Source organism: Gemmatimonadota bacterium (genome assembly GCA_026706345.1).
GTDB lineage: Bacteria > JAAXHH01 > JAAXHH01 > JAAXHH01 > JAAXHH01 > JAAXHH01.
Genome location: JAPOYX010000178.1, coordinates 1 through 18,022, shown reverse-complemented (window position 1 = coordinate 18,022; position 18,022 = coordinate 1). Strand labels below are relative to the sequence as shown.

Below are 18,022 nucleotides of genomic sequence, written 5' to 3'. Positions count from 1 at the left end.
TCGGTTCCTGCCCGACGCCCCCCAGTCCGTGGCCATGACCGGGCTGAACCCGGCCGGACCGGACTTCAGTCCGACCGCGCTAGAACCTTACCCAAACGGCGTACACGGCGAAAGCGGCCATCACGATGGTGGCGGCCGTCAGCGCGGCCAGCAGGGGCCTGGACGGCGGGACGCCCGCTGCCCTTGCCGTGGTCCGGCTGAAGTAGAGCGCCGCCCATCCGATGGCCGGCAGCAGGATCGTCTGCATCAGTCCACCGATGATCACCATCGTGACCGGTGCGGACCACAGGACGTAGAGGACGAGGTATACCAGGGGCAGCAGGACGCCGATCACCCGCACGACGCGCTGTCTGTCGTTGGGCCGCGCGTAGGTGATGAAACCGAGTACCGAAAGGGCGTCCGCCAGCATGCGCGACTGGCCCACGATGGTCACGAAGTATGTAGAAAAAAGGACCACGAAGGCGCCCACGCCGAACAGGTAGAACGCCCAGTTGCCCAGCGTTTCGGTGTACATGCCGGAAAGGATCTGCACGGTGCCGAACCCCTCCGGCACGAGTCCCTGGGCATGGAGCACGGACGCGCCCAGGAAGAAGAAGGCGAGCGTCGCCAGCGTGTAGATGACCATGCACAGCCATACGTCCTTTTTCATCACGCTGATCCATCCCAGGGCGCGTTCACGCCAGGCCGCGCTGTCATCTCGGGGTCCCGCCGCCCGGGCGTAACCTTTTTCCACGCACCAGTATGGGTAAAGCAACAGTTCGGAAGCGCCCACGCCGGTGATGCCGAAGACGGCAAAAGCCGTCACGGCGCCGTCCGGCGGGAGGGCGAACCGCAACCCGTTCAGGAGTGCCTGGGGAGAAACTGCGTAGGGAGTCCAGAACAGGAGTAGCGCACTGGCCAGCGTGGTGAAGGTGAACAGGGCCACCAGGATGGTGGTAATCCGTTCCAGCGTCATGTACTGCCCCACGAGGCCGAGCCCCATGCCGACCAGCGTGAGTATGATCAGCCACGAAGTGTTCCCGAAGACCGGGAAGATCAGGTCCAGCGACAGGCTCATCGTTCCAAAAATGCCGCCCACCTGCATGGTGCTCCAGAGCAGGAGCAGCAGGCTCGCCCACACGAGCCAGGTTACCCGGAACCGCGGTCCTGGCACCTGGTTGAAGGCCACGAAGGTGGTTTGGCCCGTGGCGATGGCGTGCCGGCCGAGTTCGCTTTGCACCGGCACCTTGACCGCGCAGCTCAGGAGAATCAACCAGAGCACGACGAAACCGACCTCGGCCCCGAGGCGCGTGGTGGCGATGAGCTCGCCGGAACCCACGATGGAACCGGTCAACAGCAGGCCCGGCCCCAGCTGCTTGATCGTCGACCAGCGGTCGGCGGGCGGTTTTCTTACATGTTCGGGAAGCAGCGCGTAGGGGTCTGAAACTTGGGACATGCGGGTTCGCTTGTACGGATGAGAGTGGGAGTTGGCCGGCTCGGTGCCGCCGGTCGGCGTTCAGTATGTATCGGCCTCGACGACAAGAGCGATCGCATCGGCGCTCAGGACGAATCGACCCCGGCGGAGAGCGGTATCGCTTCGTCGATCAACATGATCGGGATCTCTTCCCTGATGGGATACAGGTACTTGCCGTCGGCCCGTACCAGGCCGCCGTCGATGGGTTCCGTCACCTTTTCGCCGCCCCGGTTGACTAGTGTACCGGCCCGGATCATGCCATTGACGTTTTCCACGACGGAATCCGGCGCAAGGCTGACCTCTTCCTTTGTTTCCGGGCAGGCCAGTATGTCCAGCAAAGCCTGGTCGATCATGAGTCCTTCCGCGTCCGGGATCTTACGGTGGCGCATGCGCCGCATGGCTAGTGGTTGGGAAAGACTATAAGAATCCGGATCAGGGTGATCAAGCGATTTCTGCGAAGCGCCGTCCGAGACGCGGCCACGACCGGCCGCGGGAATCATCCGAACGGGGCGGGCGACAGGCAACGTGGTTGTTGCGTTCAAGGCGGCTGCACCATATAATAGGGAGCGATTGTTTGTGCGACACCACGTACCCGCGGACCGACAAAACAGCCCCAAGGAGTCCTTACATGGCGCAGGAAGTGCCGACCACCATAGAGTTGCCCGACTATTCCAGCCTGCCTTACAAAGTGGCCGACCTGTCCGAGGCGGAACTGGGTCACCGCGAAATCGCCATCGCCGAGCAGGAAATGCCCGGACTGATGGCCGTCCGCGAGAAGTACGGCCGCGAACAGCCCCTCAAGGGCACGCGCATCATGGGATCCCTCCACATGACGATCCAGACCGCCGTGCTCATCCAGACGCTCAAGGCCCTGGGCGCCGAGGTGCGGTGGGCTTCCTGCAACATCTTCTCCACCCAGGACCACGCGGCGGCCGCCATCGCGGACGACGGTGTTCCCGTCTTCGCCTGGAAGGGGGAAAGCCTGGAAGAGTACTGGGACTGCACGCTGCAGGCGCTGACCTTTCCCGGCGAAACCGGCCCCACGCAGATCGTGGACGACGGCGGGGACGCCACGCTCCTCATTCACCGGGGCGTGGAAGCCGAAGACGACCCCTCGATCCTGGACGAACCCACCGACAACCGGGAACTTCAGATCATCAACGAAGTGCTCAGGCGGCAACTGGACAGAAACCCGCGGTTCTGGCATGAAATGAGCGCCGAGATACGCGGCGTTTCCGAAGAGACGACCACCGGCGTCCATAGACTCTACCAGATGATGCAGGACGGCAAGCTCCTGTTCCCGGCCATCAACGTCAACGACTCGGTGACCAAGTCCAAGTTCGACAACCTGTACGGCTGCCGCGAATCGCTCGCGGACGGCCTCAAGCGCGCCCTGGACGTCATGGTCGCCGGGAAGACGGTCGTCGTCTGCGGATACGGCGACGTGGGCAAGGGCTGCGCCCAGTCGATGCGGGGCTTCGGCGCCCGCGTGGTGATTACGGAGATCGATCCCATCTGCGCGCTCCAGGCCGCGATGGAAGGCTATGAGGTGACCACGGTCGAAGACGTGCTGGACCAGGGCCAGATCTTCGTTACCACGACCGGAAACCGGGACATCCTCCGCATCGAACACATGGAACGCATGCCGGACCAGGCCATCGTCTGCAACATCGGCCATTTCGACAACGAGATCCAGGTGGACGCGCTGAACGAATACCCCGGCATCGTGAAGCAGAACATCAAGCCCCAGGTGGACAAGTACCTCTTTCCCGACGGCCACGCCATCTACCTGCTCGCCGAGGGAAGGCTGGTCAACCTGGGATGCGCCACGGGCCACCCCTCATTCGTCATGTCCAGTTCCTTTACCAACCAGGTGATCGCGCAAATCGACCTGCGGCTCCATGATCACGAGACCGGGGTTACGACCCTGCCGAAACACCTGGACGAGGAGGTGGCCAGGCTGCACCTGCACAAGCTGGGCGTGAAGCTGACCCGGCTGTTCCGGAACCAGGCGGATTATATCGGTGTTCCCATCGAAGGGCCCTACAAACCCGATCACTATCGATACTGACGGGGCAATGGGGGCGTGGACCATCAGCCTTTCGCGCAAAGCCGCGCGGGATGTCCACCGTTCTCGATGAAAAACATCAGTCTGCTGTTTGCCAGTCTCAGAAGCCGATTCAAGGTCGAGGACGACCCGTTTCAATTTCGCGATCCGGGCGTGCTCGCGGATGGCGATCTGCGGTTGCTGCTTCGCAGGACGCTGCCGGGCGACGCGCGGCAGGGCATCGTTCCCGAGTATATCTTCGATATGGTGCGGATGGACGGCCTGGACTGCCCGGACAGCATGGACCGTCCGGCCTCCGTGATGGGAAGGCTTTCTCTGCGTATCGGCCACACGGAGCATATCGAGATGTACGCGGGACACGTCGGCTACTCCGTGGATCCGCCGTTTCGCGGCCGGCGGCTAGCCGCCCGCAGTTGCCTGCTCATCCTGCCGCTCGCCCGGGCACACGGGATCAACCCGCTCTGGATCACCTGCAACCCGGAGAATACGGCGTCCAGAAAGACCTGCGAGATCATCGGTTCCACGCTGATCGAGACCGTCCCTATTCCCCCGAGCGATCCGCTTTACCGGTGGGACACGAAGTGGAAGTGCCGGTACCGGGTGGACCTGTAGGCCTTCGTGCCGGGATGGACCGGGAACCGCCGAACACGAGATGAGCGGGCCTGCCGGTACCGGGGCGTGCGAAAACCACGGAGCACTTCATGCTGGCCCTCCACGGCGGAGCACCTTACAGGGACACGGAATCCCGTCCCTTCCCCGCCAGGACCCCCTTCGGCGAGGAAGAAATACGGCTCGTCACCAGGGCGCTGCGTTCCCAGAACCTCTTCCGATGGGGCGGCGAACTCACCCCCCTCTTCGAAAACCGCTTCGCCGGAACCTACGGTGCGAAGCACGCCGTGGGTTCCACCTCGGGAACGGCGGCCCTGCATGTCGCCATCGGCGCGGTAAACCCGGAACCCGGGGACGAAATCATCACGAGCGCGATCACCGACCTGGGTACGATCATCCCGATCCTGTACCAGAACGCCGTGCCGGTTTTCGCGGACATGGATCCGGAGACCCTGACCGTGGATCCGGATGACGTCGAAAAGCTGATCACGCCGAGGACGCGGGCGGTCATCGCCATACACCTCTTCGGCAACGCCTGCCGCATGGAGGCGCTGACGGAGATTTCGAGGCGGAGGGGAATAGCCCTCATCGAGGACTGCTGCCAGGCCCACCTGACGCCTTACCGGGGACGGCTGCTCGGGACCTGGGGAGACGTGGGATGCTTCAGTTTCCAGCAGTCGAAACACATGACCACCGGGGACGGGGGCATGACCATCACGAACGACGACGCCCTGGGACGCCGCATGCGGATGTTCGCGGACAAGAACTACGACCGCGATCGGCAGGGATCGCGCATGTACGGACCGCTGGGGATGAACTACCGCATCACGGAGCTCCATTCCGCGGTGGGACTGGCCCAGCTGGAGAAACTCGCCGGGGTCGTCGAATCGAGAAACCGGCTCGGCAACCGGTTGACCGAAGGCATAGCGCACATCGAGGGCGTCGCCCCGGCGCCGGTAACGCCGGACACCAGGCACAGCTACTGGACGTATCCCATGCGGGTTACGGGGTACCCGGCCGAAGGTTTTGCCCGCGCGCTGAACGCCGAGGGCATCGGCGCGAGCGCCGGCTATATCGGCGAACCGATTTATCAGTGTTCGGCGGCACTGGCGGAACACCGGACCTACGGGGACTCCCGTTTCCCCTTTTTCAGCCCGTATACGGAACGGACCTTCGAGCGCGCGGACGAACTGTGCCCGCGAACCCGTGAGCTGCTCGAGCAACTCGTGCTGTTGTCATTCAACGAGCGTTACACCGGTGCGGATATCGACGACATGGCCGGCGCCGTGCGGAAGGTCGCATCGGGGCTGGAGCGCTCCGGATGAGTTCGATCACACGGCGGCCTGGGAGATGTTGCGCTTCATCGGGCGCGACGTAATCAAATCCCATGCGGCCATCGTATTCCGCCACGGCGGCCTAGGGGATGTTGTGCTTCATCTTGTAGGCGAGCCAGTTTTCCTTCAGGTGCAGGAAATCCTCGAACGTGGGCTGCAGTATGAAGGGGTTGTTCGATCTTTCGAAACCGATGGTCGACGAAGGCTTCACCCCGAAGTCATGGCCCGGAAAGACGCCGATGTCGTCGTCCAGTGCCATCAGGCGCCGCAGGCTGTCGTATTCCTTCCTCGCCTCTTCTTCGGTGGCGGTACCGCCCACCTTGCCCACGAAAAGCGTGTCCCCGGTGATCAGCCGGTCTTCCACCAGAAGGCACATGCCGTCCTCGCAGTGGCCGGGGGTGTGGATCACGGTCAGATCGAGTTCGCCCAGTTTGAATAGCTCTCCGTCCGTCACTTCGATATCGTAGAAATACTCCGCGTCCCGATACATCACCACGTCGATGCCTAGTGCTTCGATGAGATGGTCGTTGCCGTTCACGTGGTCGTGGTGGGAATGGGTGCAGATGACGCAGGCCAGTTCCACGTCCAGCTCACCCGCGCGCTGAATGTAGTATTCTGGCCGGTACGAGGGATCGACCGCCGCGGCCTTTCGGGTTCTATCGTCTGCCACCAGGTAACCGAAGTTCCTGTCGCCTCCGTTCTCTACCTGTTCGAAAATCATTTCCGTCCCTTTCGAATCGTCCTTAAAACCGCCTGTCGTGACTCAGCCTACCGCATGATATCCCATCGCCGGAGCGAAGTCAACCCACATGCCTTTTGTCGGGTGAATTCCCTTGACTTCGACCCGGTCCGGACACAGGATATCTTGATCGAATCCCCGCAAGTTAACGCGGAACCATCCCTCTGGAAAAGAGCATCTGGTGCATACTGGCGAACTGATCATCTTCCGTCATCGCGGGGATACGCAAATCGGCATGCTGCAGGCGGTTTCCCGGAAGAAATTCAAGGTGGCGACCTCCGCCAACCGGGTCATGGACATCTCGACGGATCCGATCGTACAGTATACCGATATCCGGGTGCGCGACCTGTCCGAAATGCTGGAAGTCCGCCGGAAAATCGAGGAACAGGCCGGGGCCTTCGACCTAGAGGAAGTATGGGAGGTCCTGAAGGACGATCCCGGCGTCTATACCTCGGAAGACATCGGCGAACTGTACTGGGGCCAGCCCGGCTCACCGGAGCAACGGGCGGCCATGCGACTGCATCTGAGCCGCCGGTGCCTGTATTTCTCCGAACGGGACAATGGATTCATGTCCCGCACGTCGGAACAGGTCAGATACATCGTCGATAAACAGGCGCGCCAGCGGGCGGTGGAATCCGAGCGGGAAGCCTTCGACCGCTGGTTATCGGACGACACGCGTCAGGGTCAGGACCCCGAGTCCCTGACGAGCCGCCAGAAACGGTGGTTCTCGCACCTCCAGCAATACGTCATTCAGGGCGACGAATACGCCGGGATCGACCAGGTGCGCGGCCTGCTGAAGGAAATGCCCACGCTGTCGGGAAGCGACCCGCAACGGTCTGCCTTCTCAGTCATGGTACGCAAGGGCATCTGGGACGAAGACGAAAACCTCGACCTCCTGCGTTACGAAATACCCACCGATTTCACGGACGATGTGCTCGAATCTGCGGCATCCCTCCATCCATCGGAAGAAGGGCGGGAGGACCTGACCGGATTGCCGGTCCTGTCGATAGACGATGCGTCCACGCAGGATATCGACGACGCCCTTTCCGCGGAACGGACCGGGGACGGCTACCGGATCGGCGTGCATATCACCGACGTGGCGGGCCTCATACCCAGGGATTCGGTTCTGGATCTGGCGGCCCGGGGAAGGATGTCGTCCCTTTATCTGCCGGACCGCCACGTCCCCATGCTGCCATCTACGCTGTCCCAGGATCACTGCGCGTTGCTCGAGGGTGAAAGTCGATGTGCCATAAGTTTCTTTTTCTCGCTGTCCGCCGACTTCGAACTGGCTGAAACCCGGATCGTGCCTTCCGTGATCGTCAACCGGGCCCGGCTGTCCTACGACGAAGCGAACCGTCTGCTGGGAACGGTCGAACAGCCCAACGCCGAGGTGCTGCAGATCCTCAACCAGGCCGTGGATTTCTTCTATCAGCGGCGCATCGACCAGGGCGCGGTCGAACTGGAACGCAGCGTGGTCTCGATCAAGGTCGACGACCGGAAACAGATCCGGATCAAGCTCCGGGACACGTCCACGCGATCCGAGCACATCGTATCGGAACTGATGATCCTCGCCAACCGGACCGCGGCGGCCTATCTGAACGCGCGCGGAATCCCCGCGATCTACCGCACGCAGGCCGAGTCCGATCTGGGTGACCTGGAACAGTCGACCCACGACGCGGTCTGGCGCTTCAAGGTCCTGAGAAGAATGAAGCCCCTGGAACTGAGCCTGAAGTCCAGTCCGCACGCCACGCTCGGCGTAGACACCTACTGCCAGATCACGTCTCCCATACGCCGCCACGCCGACCTGGTCCTGCAGCGGCAGTTGCGGACCGCTCTTTCGAACGATCCCCCGGTCTACGACGCCGACGACATGATGGATGAACTGTCCGCGCTGGAGCGCAGCAGGATACTGCCGAAAATCCAGGCCCGGCGGGAGTGGTACTGGCTCCTGAAGCACCTGGAGCAGCAGAAAGACGTTCACATCAGGGCGATCGTCCTCGAAGCGCGCGAACGGAACGTGCTCGTCGAATTCCCGGAATTCGGGTCGCGGATGGCGGTCAAGGTGGAGGGAAGTCCTTCGCCGGGCGAAGAAATCGTGTTGAGTCCCGTCGCAATCGACCCGTGGTCGGGTACCCTGAGATTACGGCAGATTGCAAATCATTCCTGAACAGGAAGGAGCATTGCCTTGGTAAAGATCCATTCGCTGGAGCACGTAGCAGTGGCCTACCGCGACACGGACGCCGCGGCGCAGTGGTATTGCGACGTACTGGGCTTCGAAATCGCACTCAAGTTCAACAACCCCGGAAGCGATGCGAATTTCTACTTTATCCGGGATCCCGCCGGCACCTGTTTCATTGAGATCATCTCCATGCCTGAAGGAGACGACACGCAACTCGGCGACATCCGCGCCGCCCACGTGCATGTCGCCTTCAACGTGGATGACATGGAGGAAGCCGTCGCCGAACTGGAAGCGAAGGGGGTGAAACTGGAAGGTCCGCCCGCTCGGTCGGGTGAGAACATCCTGCTCTTCTTCCGCGACCCGGAAGGCGCGCCGCTGCAACTGGTACAGCGGGCGAAACCGCTTTAGGAGCGCGAAAACGCTCGAAAGTGCGAAACTCTAAAGTGCGAAAACGCTTCAGGAGGGCGAAACCACTCCAACGTCTCTTCCACTCAGAAGCCGATTTCGAAACCGAGGCGGATTTCGCGGGGCGGGGCGTAATGCTGGGGGTCCAGGCTCAACAGCCGCCTCAGACGAATGAACTCCTGCGACCGGCCTGTGAGGGACTCCAGGGTATAGCCGTCGTCCCCCGGACGGCCCGTATTGGCATAGACGCTCACGACGTTCCGCCGGTCGAACACGTTCCGGACTTCTGAAAACAGCGTGTAGGTGAACCTGCCGGCCTTCATACGCTTTCTGAGACGCAGGTCGATATTGACGAAAGCGGGCAGCCGCGCCTGGTTGGGTGCGGTTGCCGTCTGTTCCCGCAGGGTGTTGGTCGGCGTGTAGGGCAAGCCGCTGCCGTAATAGCCCACGAGGGATAACCCCCATCCGCGAAGCGGTATGCCCGCCAACCGTTGCTGCACGTTATCGGGCGCCAGCAGGTTCACCACCGCCTTTACCGTGTGCCGCTGGTCGAAAGCGAGGGGGAAATAGCCTCTTTCTGAAGGGTTGGCCTGTTCCGCGTGTTCCTGGGGAGAGGAGGCGCTTCCCCGCGCGTTGGAATAGGTGTAGTTCAGGGATCCTGAAAGCATGCGCGACACGTTCCGCTTCAGAATGAACTCGACGCTGCGCACGGTGCCGAAATCCGCGTTGTTGAAAATATAGTACATGCCGCCGGGGTACTGGACCTGCGCCGTCGATGTAAGGTTCGAAATGGTTTTGTAGGATGCCGTGAGCCCGATTCGGACGTCTCCGGGCAGCATATGCTCGAGTCCGAATTCATAGGCCACCGTTTTCTGGGGCGCCAGGTCGGGGTTTCCCAGACGCGGGGAATCGCCGCTGAAGTCGCGCCGCAGGTTCGTGTAGACAAGCCGGAACTCCGGGGGCTGGTAGAAGTAGCCGTAGTTGAACCGGACAAGGCTTCTGGGCGTGAAGGAGTGGGAAACGCCCAGGCGCGGACTCAGCCGTATCTTGGTCGAGTTGTCCCGTTGCTCGGCCTGGCCCGACGGAAGATCGACGAAAAACCGCTGGCTCGTGTCCAGGTAGTCCACCCGGAGTCCGGCGTCCACGATCAACCGGCTCAACTCCAGCCTGTTCTGAAAGTAAAGGGCGCCTTCCACGGGATTGACGGAATACCTCTGGCCCCGCGGCGCGGCCTGCAGAAACGACCTCTCGTCCCAGTCCAGCCGGTACCACTGCGCTTCGGCGCCTGCCCGGATCTGGTTCCAGTAGGTAACCTGTCCGCTCAGGTCCGCCCTGGCGCCGTAATAGGTGGCCCGGGTATCCCGGTACAGCGGGAAGAAGTCGCCGCCTTCAGTGAACGGCAGTCCCTGGAATCGATCGGAAGGCAACTGGGTGGATTCGTAGATCGATCCGTTGTAATCGCCGCGATCGTCCTCCGAGTAGCCCGGCCACTGCGTCCAATACCTGTCCGTCAGCATGGTGGGAAACAAGGTGCTGTTGGTGGAATACCTGTAAAACCGGGCGGTATAGAAAAAACCCGGGCTGATGTTCTGGCTGACGGACAGGTTGAGCGCGTGGCTTCGGGCCTGTCTTTCCGGAAGTCCGTCCGGGTTGAAATCGTAGGAAAGCCCATTCTGATTGCGATGGTCATACTGAAGATGGCGCTGGCTGAAGTAGTGCCCGCTGATCTTCAGCTTCAGGAGGGGATAGGGTTTGAACACCAGGTTCCCCGCCACCGTGGCCAGCGAACGGCTGTTGTGGGGGATATGATGCCCGTCGCTCAACACCTGGCCCGACAGGAAATAGCCGCCTCGGTCCCCGAGCCGGGGCAGCGCCCCGCCCAGCGTTCCTTCCAGGCGGCCTCCCCTTCCCGGTGACGCTCCGTCGTAGCCGCCCGCTTCCAGGTCGTACTGGGACTGAAGGGTGGTCGCGCCACGCAGGGTCCCGGACAGGGGACCGCTTCCTTCGCGGGTCACGATGTTGACGACACCCGACATGGCCTCCCCGTACTGCGCGTTGAAGCCGCCCCGGTTGATGACCAGTTCCGCGACCGAATCCAACTGGATATGCGTGCCCATGCCACCCAGCAAGGGGTCCTCCAGCGATGTGCCGTCCACATAGTACGAGATTTCGTTCCCCCGGCCGCCGCGAACGTGCAAATCGCCTTCGGCATCCCGGACCACTCCGTTCTGGAGAAAGATCAGGTCCGACAGATCCGTTACGGGCAGGGACTCGATTTCCCGGGGAACGATCAATTCGCTCGAAGCGGTCAGATCCGACCGGGTCGAAGTTCTCGACGCAGTGATCGTCACCGGTTCGGCCAGGTCGAATATGGTCGTTTCCAGTTCGAAATCGATCCGCGTGGAACGGTCGCTGTTGACGGTCAACGCCTGCGTTCGGACGGGCAGATAACCGATCATCTGGACTTCGATCCGGTAGGTGCCCACGGGAACGTTGAGAATGAAGTACTCACCGTTCAAGCCGGAAATGGCCTGTAGTTCGGTTCCTTCCATGCGAATGGTGACCCCGGCCAGCGGGTCCCGTGTGGCCGCGTCCCGGACGAATCCGGTGACTTTGCCGGACGTAACCGCATGGGCGGGAAACGGCGCCATGCCGAGAAAAAGGACCAACAGAAATACGATGCGTTTCATCATGCGTCCCGATTTCAGGGGCGAAACAAGTCCTGCGGATACGACTCCACGAACCAACTCAGTCCAGATATAATTACCCGTTCTTACGAGGATGCAAATAACATGCCGAAAACGTCCGGGAGCGAAGTATTCGTCCGACGAGGGGCAACTTTGACGTATTCAGGGGACTGAACCGCTACGTCGCAGGCCTGAAGCCGGAAAACCCCTTCAGCACGCTATGAAAGATTTTGCATAGGATCAGTCGCCCGGCATCGCGGCAAATCTTTCTTCGAAATACCGCTTTTTCTCCCTGTAGCTGCTCGCCTCTTCGAATCTGCGCCGCTTCTCCGCACCGTTGGCATATATATCGATTTTACGGCAAAGAGTGTCCAGTGCGCCGGCCAACGCCTCGCCGTCCAGCACGCCGCTCCGGATCAGGTTCTCCAGCGCGCGTATGCGGAACCGATCCATGCCCCAGTAGGCGTGGGACAACTGGTCTTCGTGGCCGCCGAACTTCAACAAGAGGGGTTCGTCGACGTAGAGCACGGGTTCCCGCGCGCAGATGCGCAGCCACAGGTCGTAGTCTTCGCATACCGGCAGTTCCGGATCAAACGTGCCGTAGCGGTCGAACAGGGCACGGTGTATCAGCGCGGAAGAAGGGGAAATGACACACAGGGGCAGACACCGATTGAAGATATAGCCCCCGTACTTGGCGTGTTTTTTCATGGGATTGACCCGCCTGCCCCCGCGGATCCAAATTTCATCAGTGTGGCAAAACCGGTATTGCGGCTCGCGTTCCAGGGCTTCGCGCTGTTTTTCCAGCTTGCGTGGGAGCCATTCGTCGTCGGAGTCGAGAAAGGCGATCCATTCGTGCTTCGCCACGCGGATGCCATGATTCCTGGCCTGGCTGACGCCCTGGTTTTCCTGCCGAATGTAGTGTACTTCGGGGAAGCGCCCCATGAGACCGGGAGTCGCGTCCGTGGAACCGTCATCGATGACGATGATTTCCGAGGGCGGAAGCGACTGGTCCAGGACGGACCGGATCGCCGCCGGCAGCCGGTTCTCCCGGTTGTGCGTGGGAATCACGACGGATACGGAAATGGCTTTCTTTCCCATGGGAGTTACCGGCCGGATTGGCGCCTCCCCGGGAGGGAGGCAGCCTATCCGTGGAAGGTTTCCTGCAGGAAGGTTGCGGTGCTACAGGTCGTATTTCTTGATCTTGTACTGGATAGTCCTGACCGTCACGCCCAGCGCTTCCGCCGCCCTGGTGCGGTTGCCGCCGGACTCCCGCAGCGCCTGTTGAATGAGGAGTTTCTCCGCCTGTCCCCTGGAATCCTTCAGGGTACCCTGGACGGGACCGGGATTCGACACGATGGGCGGCGCGTGGGCGAGGTTGGGCAGATGTTCGGGCAGGATGCGTTCCCCGTCGCTCAATACCACGGCGCTCTCGATGGCGTTTTCCACCTCCCTGATGTTTCCGGGCCAGTCATACCCCATGCAGATCTCCAGCGCGTCGTCGGAAATGGACTTGTCTCCCAGTCCGTTCTCCTCCGTGTATTTCCGGATGAAATAGTCGATGAGCGGCGGGATGTCGTCCCGGTGGTCGCGCAGGGGAGGCACCAGGATGGGGATGACGTTGAGCCGGTAGTAGAGCTCCTGCCGGTAGCGCCCTTCCGCGTCCTCCAGGTTCCGGTTGGTAGCCGCGACCACCCGGACATCGATATCCAGCGGTTCGGTCCCGCCCAGTCTTTCGAACCGGCGTTCCTGGAGCACGCGCAACAGCTTGACCTGGACGGTACCGCTGATTTCGCCGATTTCATCCAGGAATATCGTACCTCCGGCCGCCCGCTCGAAATACCCTTTGCGCGTCGTGTTCAGCGCACCGGTATACGCCCCCTTCTCGGTCCCGAAGAGTTCGCTTTCCAGCAGCCCCTCCGGAATGGAGGCGCAGCTTACGTCCACGAAAGGACGGTCCCTTCTATAGCTCTTCGCGTGTATCGCCCGGGCGATGAGGCTCTTGCCCGTACCGCTTTCGCCGAGCAGCAGCACCGTGGTATTGGCCCTGGCGACCTTTTCCACCCGTTCGAATATACCCCTGATCTGATCGCTTTCGCCGATGATCTCCGGGTCGGGGATGGAGGAAGTCCCCGGCGACGCTTCCATCCGCCGCCTGTTTTGCTTCTCCTGCAGCGCGCCCTGTATGGTGGCGAGCAGTTCCTCCACCTTCAACGGTTTGGTCAGGTAGGAAAAGGCCCCGTCGCGCATGGCCTTGACAGCGGTCTCCACCGTGGCGAAGGCCGTCATCATGATGATACTCGTTTCCGGTGACGTGCCGGTCACCCGCTTGATCAGGTTCAGGCCGTTCACCCGGGGCATCTTCATGTCCGTGAGCAGGATGTCGAAATGACGCTTGCGGGCCGTCTCGTACGCCTGCTCTCCATCGATCACCCCGGTGACTTCATACCCTTCGTCCGACAGCAACTCGACCAGTCCTTCCCGGGTGTTGCGGTCGTCTTCCGCGATCAGGATGCGTTCCATGAAAGTCCTCTGCTTACCTTTGCCGAAGGGTCGGCTATTCCGTTCCGACAGACTCGGAGGGTTGTCCGGCGACCGGCCCGGCCGCGTCTGCCTCCAGCGCCGGGAGGGACAGGATGAAAGTCGTCCCCGCGCCCGGCTCGCTTTCTGCCGTAATCCGTCCCCCGTGCTTCTCCGCGATCTGCCGGGCAATGGGCAGGCCCAGTCCCGTACCGGTTGACTTGGACGTGTAGTACACCTCGAATATACGATCCAGCCGGCCGGGATCAATACCCCTTCCGGTATCTTCGAATTTCACGGTGACGTGGGGGCTTTCTCCGACGCTGTCCAGGGTCAGGTCACCGCTGAGCCGCGGCAGTACCCGCTCGGTGGAGATCGTCAGCGTCCCGCCGTCTTCCATGGCATCGAAGGCGTTCAGCATGATGTTCAGAAACACCTGCTTGATCTGGTCGATGTCGACTGAGACCATCAGTTCGTCATCCGGGTACCGGGCGACTATATTTACGCCGCGTTCCCGGGCCGTACCCTGGTGGGTCGCGATCACCTCCTCAAGCACGGCGTTTATGTCGTGGGGAAAGGGGGCCAGTTCGGGCGGCCGCGCGTAGGTCAGGAAGTTCTCGACGAGGCTGTCGATACGCCAGATCTCCGAGATCACCTTCTCATAGTGCCCGCCCGGGTTCCCGGGATCTCCGTTCTGCTTTTCCAGGTCCCGCTTGAGGATCCTGAGGTTGATGATCATGGAGTTAAGCGGGTTGCGGATTTCATGGGAGAGAATGGTGGCGAACTTGCTCAGCGTAGCCAGGCGCTCGGCCTGTTTCAGGCGGCGTTCCTTCTCCAGCAGTTCCCGCGCCATCTGGTTGAATTCACGGGCCAGGGTCGTCAGCTCGCCATGCCCCGACGTTTCTATGGTATGAGTCAGCCTGCCCCGGGCGAACAGCTGCGCGCCCCGTACCAGTTCGTGGATCGGCCGGACGATCTTGCGAACGACGAGGATTCCGATCAGCGAGGCGACTGCCGCGCTGATGACCATGAGCACGCTGATGCCCAGGATCATGTCCTGCGACCGGGCGAAGGCCCGGGTGGCCGGTTGTTCGATGACGACCTTCCATCCGAGCGGTTCGACCGTCGCGAAAGCGGCGACCATTTCTCCCGGCGGACCGGTGTAGACCAGCGTGCCGCTTTGTTGCGCGTTCAGTGCCTTTCCGACGGGAGACGCGGACAGATCGTCCTGGCGGTATACCCGGTCCCTTTCCGGATGGGCAATAAGCCGTCCGTTCCCGGTCACGACATAAGCGTTGCCGAATCCTTCCGCCTGCCCCTCACCCAGTTGAATGTTGTCCACCAGGTCCCACATATCCTTCAGGTTCACCCGTGCCGTCAGGTATCCCCTGTGCTCGTCCAGCCGCCGCACGGGCACGGTGATCGTCACCGCGGGCAGACCGTCGCCGGAGATGAACACCGGGGAGATCGCGGTGGCTTCGCCCGCCGGGAGTTCCAGGTCGTCCCGGGTCGCAAGCGGCCCTTCGAGACGGGTGGTCAACAACTCCCGGCCAGCCAGGTCCAGCACGGCCAGTTCACTGATAAAATCCTGGCGGATGACCAGGTTGTCGATCAGTTTCTGGTACTCCGTGTCCGTGGCGTCGATCATGTCCATGTTGTCCGCGGCCAGGTCGATCACGCGACGCGCCTGTTCGATGTAGAGCCGGATCTCGTTGCTTGCCCTGCGCGCGACCTCCAGGTTGCCCTCGGCTACCGTATCTTCGATCGAACGGCGGGCCGTTGCGAGCAGGAGCAGGCCGACGATCAGGACCGGAATGGTGGCCAGGGTGATATGGGATACAAGCAGCCTTGGCCACAAACCTTCTCGTAAACTATTGGGAAACATGGGATTACGCGCCGTCAAGGAGCGTACGCGGTCCGGAACCAGGCGGCGGGCGACCGAAGCGCTGCACCCGGGGAGCCCAGGTTTTTCAAGGTGGGATCGTACGCGACGTACCGGGTATCGACGAAGTAGAGGAACATGCAGGGCTGGTCCCGAATCAACAACATCTCGAGCTGTTGGTAGACGGGTCCGGCCCGTTGCTGATCGGGCAGCCCGAAGAGGAAATTGATGTTGCGGTCGACCTGGCGGCTGCGGTATCCGAGCATATTGCCCAGTCCGATGCTCTCCGAATGAAATACGGCGTACAGGTCATCCGCCGTGGGTTCGAAATCCTGAACGAACAGCGCGGCCTCGTAGCTGCCGATGCCGAGCCGCTGGACCAGTTCTTTCTGGGTGACGGGTACGGGTACGACCCGGATGCCGATCTGGTTCAGGTTCAGCTTGATGACCCGCACCGTCTTCTCGGTGGACGCCTGTCCCCGGGGGAACAGCAGTTCGAACCGGAGAGAACGCCCTTCCCGGTCGAGAAACCCGTCACCGTCGCTGTCCCGCCACCCCTGGCGACGCAGCAGGTCCCGGGCCTCGCGCGGACTGTAATCGAATCCGGTACCACTGCCTTTGAACTCGAACTCGGGGTGGATGGGACTGTGGGCCAGCACCCCGGCGCCGCGAACCAGCACCTCCTCCAGGATACGCTGGCGGTTCGTGCCATGGGTCAGCGCCTGGCGTATGGCCGGCTGGGAAAGCAGGGGATGCCGGTGATTGTAGAACACCGCGGCAAAGGCGCGGTTTCCCGGTACGATCGCCTGTATCTTCGCGTCGGAACGGGCCCGTTTCAGATCCTTGAGCGTTCCGTCGCGTTCCACTTCGATGAGATCCACCTCCCGCATGATAAAGGCCGCCTGCAGGGCTTCGGAGGTGGGGTAGAACCGATAGACCACCCTGTCCAGGTTCGCTCGGCCCCGATGCCAGCGTTCATTCGCCGTGAGCGTCACGGTGCCGGGGATGGGCCAGGCCTCGACCCGGTACGGCCCCAGTCCGACGGGACGGGTCGTTTCCAGGTGCGCGCCGGCGTCGGCGAAAAGGCCCCGGTCCATCTGATGCCTCGGCAGTATGGGCAGCGTGGCGAGCCGGTTGGGAAAGGCCTCGATCGGCGACTTCATGATGATCCGGACCGTCTGCCGATCCAGGGCGGAAAGCTGCTCGATGTTCTGGAAATACCGGTGGAAGACGGGATCGTACACGCGGGAGGCCTTGTATCGCGTGTAAGTGAAGATCACGTCATCGGCGGTCAGCAATTCTCCGTCGTGGAATTCAACCCCCTGCTTCAGCCGGAAGACCCAGTCGCGGCCGTCGGAAAGCTTGATGGGCAGATAGGCCAGGCCGTCTGACGGCGCGCCCGATTCATCTACGCGCAGCAGGCCTTCGCCGTAGATCAGCGCGGCGATCTCTCTCTCCACGCCGAGGCTGTTGAACAGGGGATGAAGGGTAAGGTTCCCGGCGGCTACCCTGCCGATGACGACCTCTCCACCATGCGGGACAGGGTCCTTCGACACCTGGCCGCGGACGGAATCCGGCGGACCGAGCAGGTACAGAGCCAGAATGATGGCGTGAGCAAGCAGGTGTTTGCCAGCGAAATCCCGCGACTTCAGCATGAAAACACCGCCTAGTAAAACCGATCTGTGGGCGGGAATCGTGTGAGTGCCCCCATTTTACAAACGGTAGGAGCCCCTGTCAAGCAGATTACGTCCGAGGGGACCGGGGACTGCCGGTTCCCGGGCAACTTCCGATTGACATCAGGGGCCTGTCCGGGTAGATTGAGTCCGACCGGATGGTATTGCCGCTCGGCAGGGTACGCGGTCTGGCGGGGTACGGACCGGAGCCGCCGGGAGAAGCAATAGTGGTCGTGCGAAGCCCTGGATGGGATGGTTCGGGTAAGGACATGGATGAAATCGGCGGATCCGTATCCGCTCAACGGCGAACCGGCAGGGTGGCCGCCCTGCTTGCCACGGCTTTTCTGGCCGCGTCCTGCGGGGGTGAGGACACCTTCCTGCTTACTGTATTCAATGCGTTGGACAGTACCGAAACCATACGGGTGGATCTGGCCGGTGACACGCGGGAACTGGGGGTCGGAGGCTACACCGAGTTT

The 18,022-nt window shown here is 61.9% G+C and carries 14 protein-coding genes; 6 read left to right on the top strand and 8 right to left on the bottom strand.

All coding sequences use genetic code 11. The features are described from left to right. Positions 1-79 precede the first annotated feature (79 nt). Both OXG98_12060 and OXG98_12055 read right to left on the bottom strand, forming a co-directional pair. Positions 80-1,435 (bottom strand): Nramp family divalent metal transporter, encoded by a 1,356-nt coding sequence (locus OXG98_12060; GenBank protein ID MCY3772735.1) that lies wholly within the window; start codon positions 1,433-1,435, stop codon positions 80-82. 104 nt (positions 1,436-1,539) lie between these two features. After that, complete coding sequence (locus OXG98_12055; protein ID MCY3772734.1) at positions 1,540-1,842, bottom strand: hypothetical protein; 303 nt, start codon at positions 1,840-1,842, stop codon at positions 1,540-1,542. A 239-nt stretch (positions 1,843-2,081) separates the two neighbouring features. Between OXG98_12055 and ahcY the strand changes: the two genes are divergently transcribed. The 3 genes from ahcY to OXG98_12040 all read left to right on the top strand — a co-directional run bounded on the left by ahcY (position 2,082) and on the right by OXG98_12040 (position 5,455). Continuing rightward, positions 2,082-3,524, top strand: coding sequence for an adenosylhomocysteinase (gene ahcY / locus OXG98_12050; protein ID MCY3772733.1), 1,443 nt, complete (start codon positions 2,082-2,084; stop codon positions 3,522-3,524). A 66-nt stretch (positions 3,525-3,590) separates the two neighbouring features. Further along, entirely contained in the window at positions 3,591-4,133 is a 543-nt protein-coding gene (locus OXG98_12045) for a GNAT family N-acetyltransferase (GenBank protein MCY3772732.1), read from the top strand. A gap of 89 nt (positions 4,134-4,222) precedes the next feature. Next, positions 4,223-5,455, top strand: coding sequence for a DegT/DnrJ/EryC1/StrS family aminotransferase (locus OXG98_12040; protein ID MCY3772731.1), 1,233 nt, complete (start codon positions 4,223-4,225; stop codon positions 5,453-5,455). A 91-nt stretch (positions 5,456-5,546) separates the two neighbouring features. On the opposite strand, the gene OXG98_12035 is transcribed toward OXG98_12040, so the two are convergent. After that, positions 5,547-6,185: an MBL fold metallo-hydrolase gene (locus OXG98_12035; protein MCY3772730.1), complete on the bottom strand. Its 639-nt coding sequence runs from the start codon at positions 6,183-6,185 to the stop codon at positions 5,547-5,549. A 199-nt stretch (positions 6,186-6,384) separates the two neighbouring features. Between OXG98_12035 and OXG98_12030 the strand changes: the two genes are divergently transcribed. Then, positions 6,385-8,370 (top strand): ribonuclease catalytic domain-containing protein, encoded by a 1,986-nt coding sequence (locus OXG98_12030; GenBank protein ID MCY3772729.1) that lies wholly within the window; start codon positions 6,385-6,387, stop codon positions 8,368-8,370. A gap of 18 nt (positions 8,371-8,388) precedes the next feature. Continuing rightward, entirely contained in the window at positions 8,389-8,790 is a 402-nt protein-coding gene (locus tag OXG98_12025; GenBank protein MCY3772728.1) for a VOC family protein, read from the top strand. 83 nt (positions 8,791-8,873) lie between these two features. Here OXG98_12025 and OXG98_12020 read toward each other — a convergent pair whose 3' ends face one another. From OXG98_12020 to OXG98_12000, 5 genes are all read right to left on the bottom strand, one after another. Then, entirely contained in the window at positions 8,874-11,477 is a 2,604-nt protein-coding gene (locus OXG98_12020; GenBank protein MCY3772727.1) for a TonB-dependent receptor, read from the bottom strand. A gap of 237 nt (positions 11,478-11,714) precedes the next feature. Continuing rightward, positions 11,715-12,572 carry a glycosyltransferase gene (locus tag OXG98_12015; protein MCY3772726.1) on the bottom strand — a complete coding sequence of 286 codons (858 nt, stop codon included), beginning with the start codon at positions 12,570-12,572 and terminating at the stop codon, positions 11,715-11,717. Between the two features lie 81 nt (positions 12,573-12,653). Further along, positions 12,654-13,994 (bottom strand): sigma-54 dependent transcriptional regulator, encoded by a 1,341-nt coding sequence (locus OXG98_12010; GenBank protein MCY3772725.1) that lies wholly within the window; start codon positions 13,992-13,994, stop codon positions 12,654-12,656. Positions 13,995-14,028: 34 nt separating this feature from the next. Continuing rightward, positions 14,029-15,849 carry a cache domain-containing protein gene (locus tag OXG98_12005; GenBank protein MCY3772724.1) on the bottom strand — a complete coding sequence of 607 codons (1,821 nt, stop codon included), beginning with the start codon at positions 15,847-15,849 and terminating at the stop codon, positions 14,029-14,031. A gap of 41 nt (positions 15,850-15,890) precedes the next feature. Continuing rightward, positions 15,891-17,528 carry an ABC transporter substrate-binding protein gene (locus OXG98_12000; GenBank protein ID MCY3772723.1) on the bottom strand — a complete coding sequence of 546 codons (1,638 nt, stop codon included), beginning with the start codon at positions 17,526-17,528 and terminating at the stop codon, positions 15,891-15,893. A gap of 176 nt (positions 17,529-17,704) precedes the next feature. Here OXG98_12000 and OXG98_11995 point away from each other — a divergent pair. Further along, on the top strand, positions 17,705-18,022 hold a 318-nt coding region (locus OXG98_11995; protein MCY3772722.1), incomplete at its 3' end, for a hypothetical protein.

Bases quoted from the DNA above. Each gene is read 5' to 3' on its own strand.
- OXG98_12060 (MCY3772735.1), bottom strand. From the start codon at position 1,435: ATGTCCCAAGTTTCAGACCCCTACGCGCTGCTTCCCGAACATGTAAGA.
- OXG98_12055 (MCY3772734.1), bottom strand. From the start codon at position 1,842: ATGCGCCACCGTAAGATCCCGGACGCGGAAGGACTCATGATCGACCAG.
- ahcY (MCY3772733.1), top strand. From the start codon at position 2,082: ATGGCGCAGGAAGTGCCGACCACCATAGAGTTGCCCGACTATTCCAGC.
- OXG98_12045 (MCY3772732.1), top strand. From the start codon at position 3,591: ATGAAAAACATCAGTCTGCTGTTTGCCAGTCTCAGAAGCCGATTCAAG.
- OXG98_12040 (MCY3772731.1), top strand. From the start codon at position 4,223: ATGCTGGCCCTCCACGGCGGAGCACCTTACAGGGACACGGAATCCCGT.
- OXG98_12035 (MCY3772730.1), bottom strand. From the start codon at position 6,185: ATGATTTTCGAACAGGTAGAGAACGGAGGCGACAGGAACTTCGGTTAC.
- OXG98_12020 (MCY3772727.1), bottom strand. From the start codon at position 11,477: ATGAAACGCATCGTATTTCTGTTGGTCCTTTTTCTCGGCATGGCGCCG.
- OXG98_12015 (MCY3772726.1), bottom strand. From the start codon at position 12,572: ATGGGAAAGAAAGCCATTTCCGTATCCGTCGTGATTCCCACGCACAAC.
- OXG98_12010 (MCY3772725.1), bottom strand. From the start codon at position 13,994: ATGGAACGCATCCTGATCGCGGAAGACGACCGCAACACCCGGGAAGGA.
- OXG98_12000 (MCY3772723.1), bottom strand. From the start codon at position 17,528: ATGCTGAAGTCGCGGGATTTCGCTGGCAAACACCTGCTTGCTCACGCC.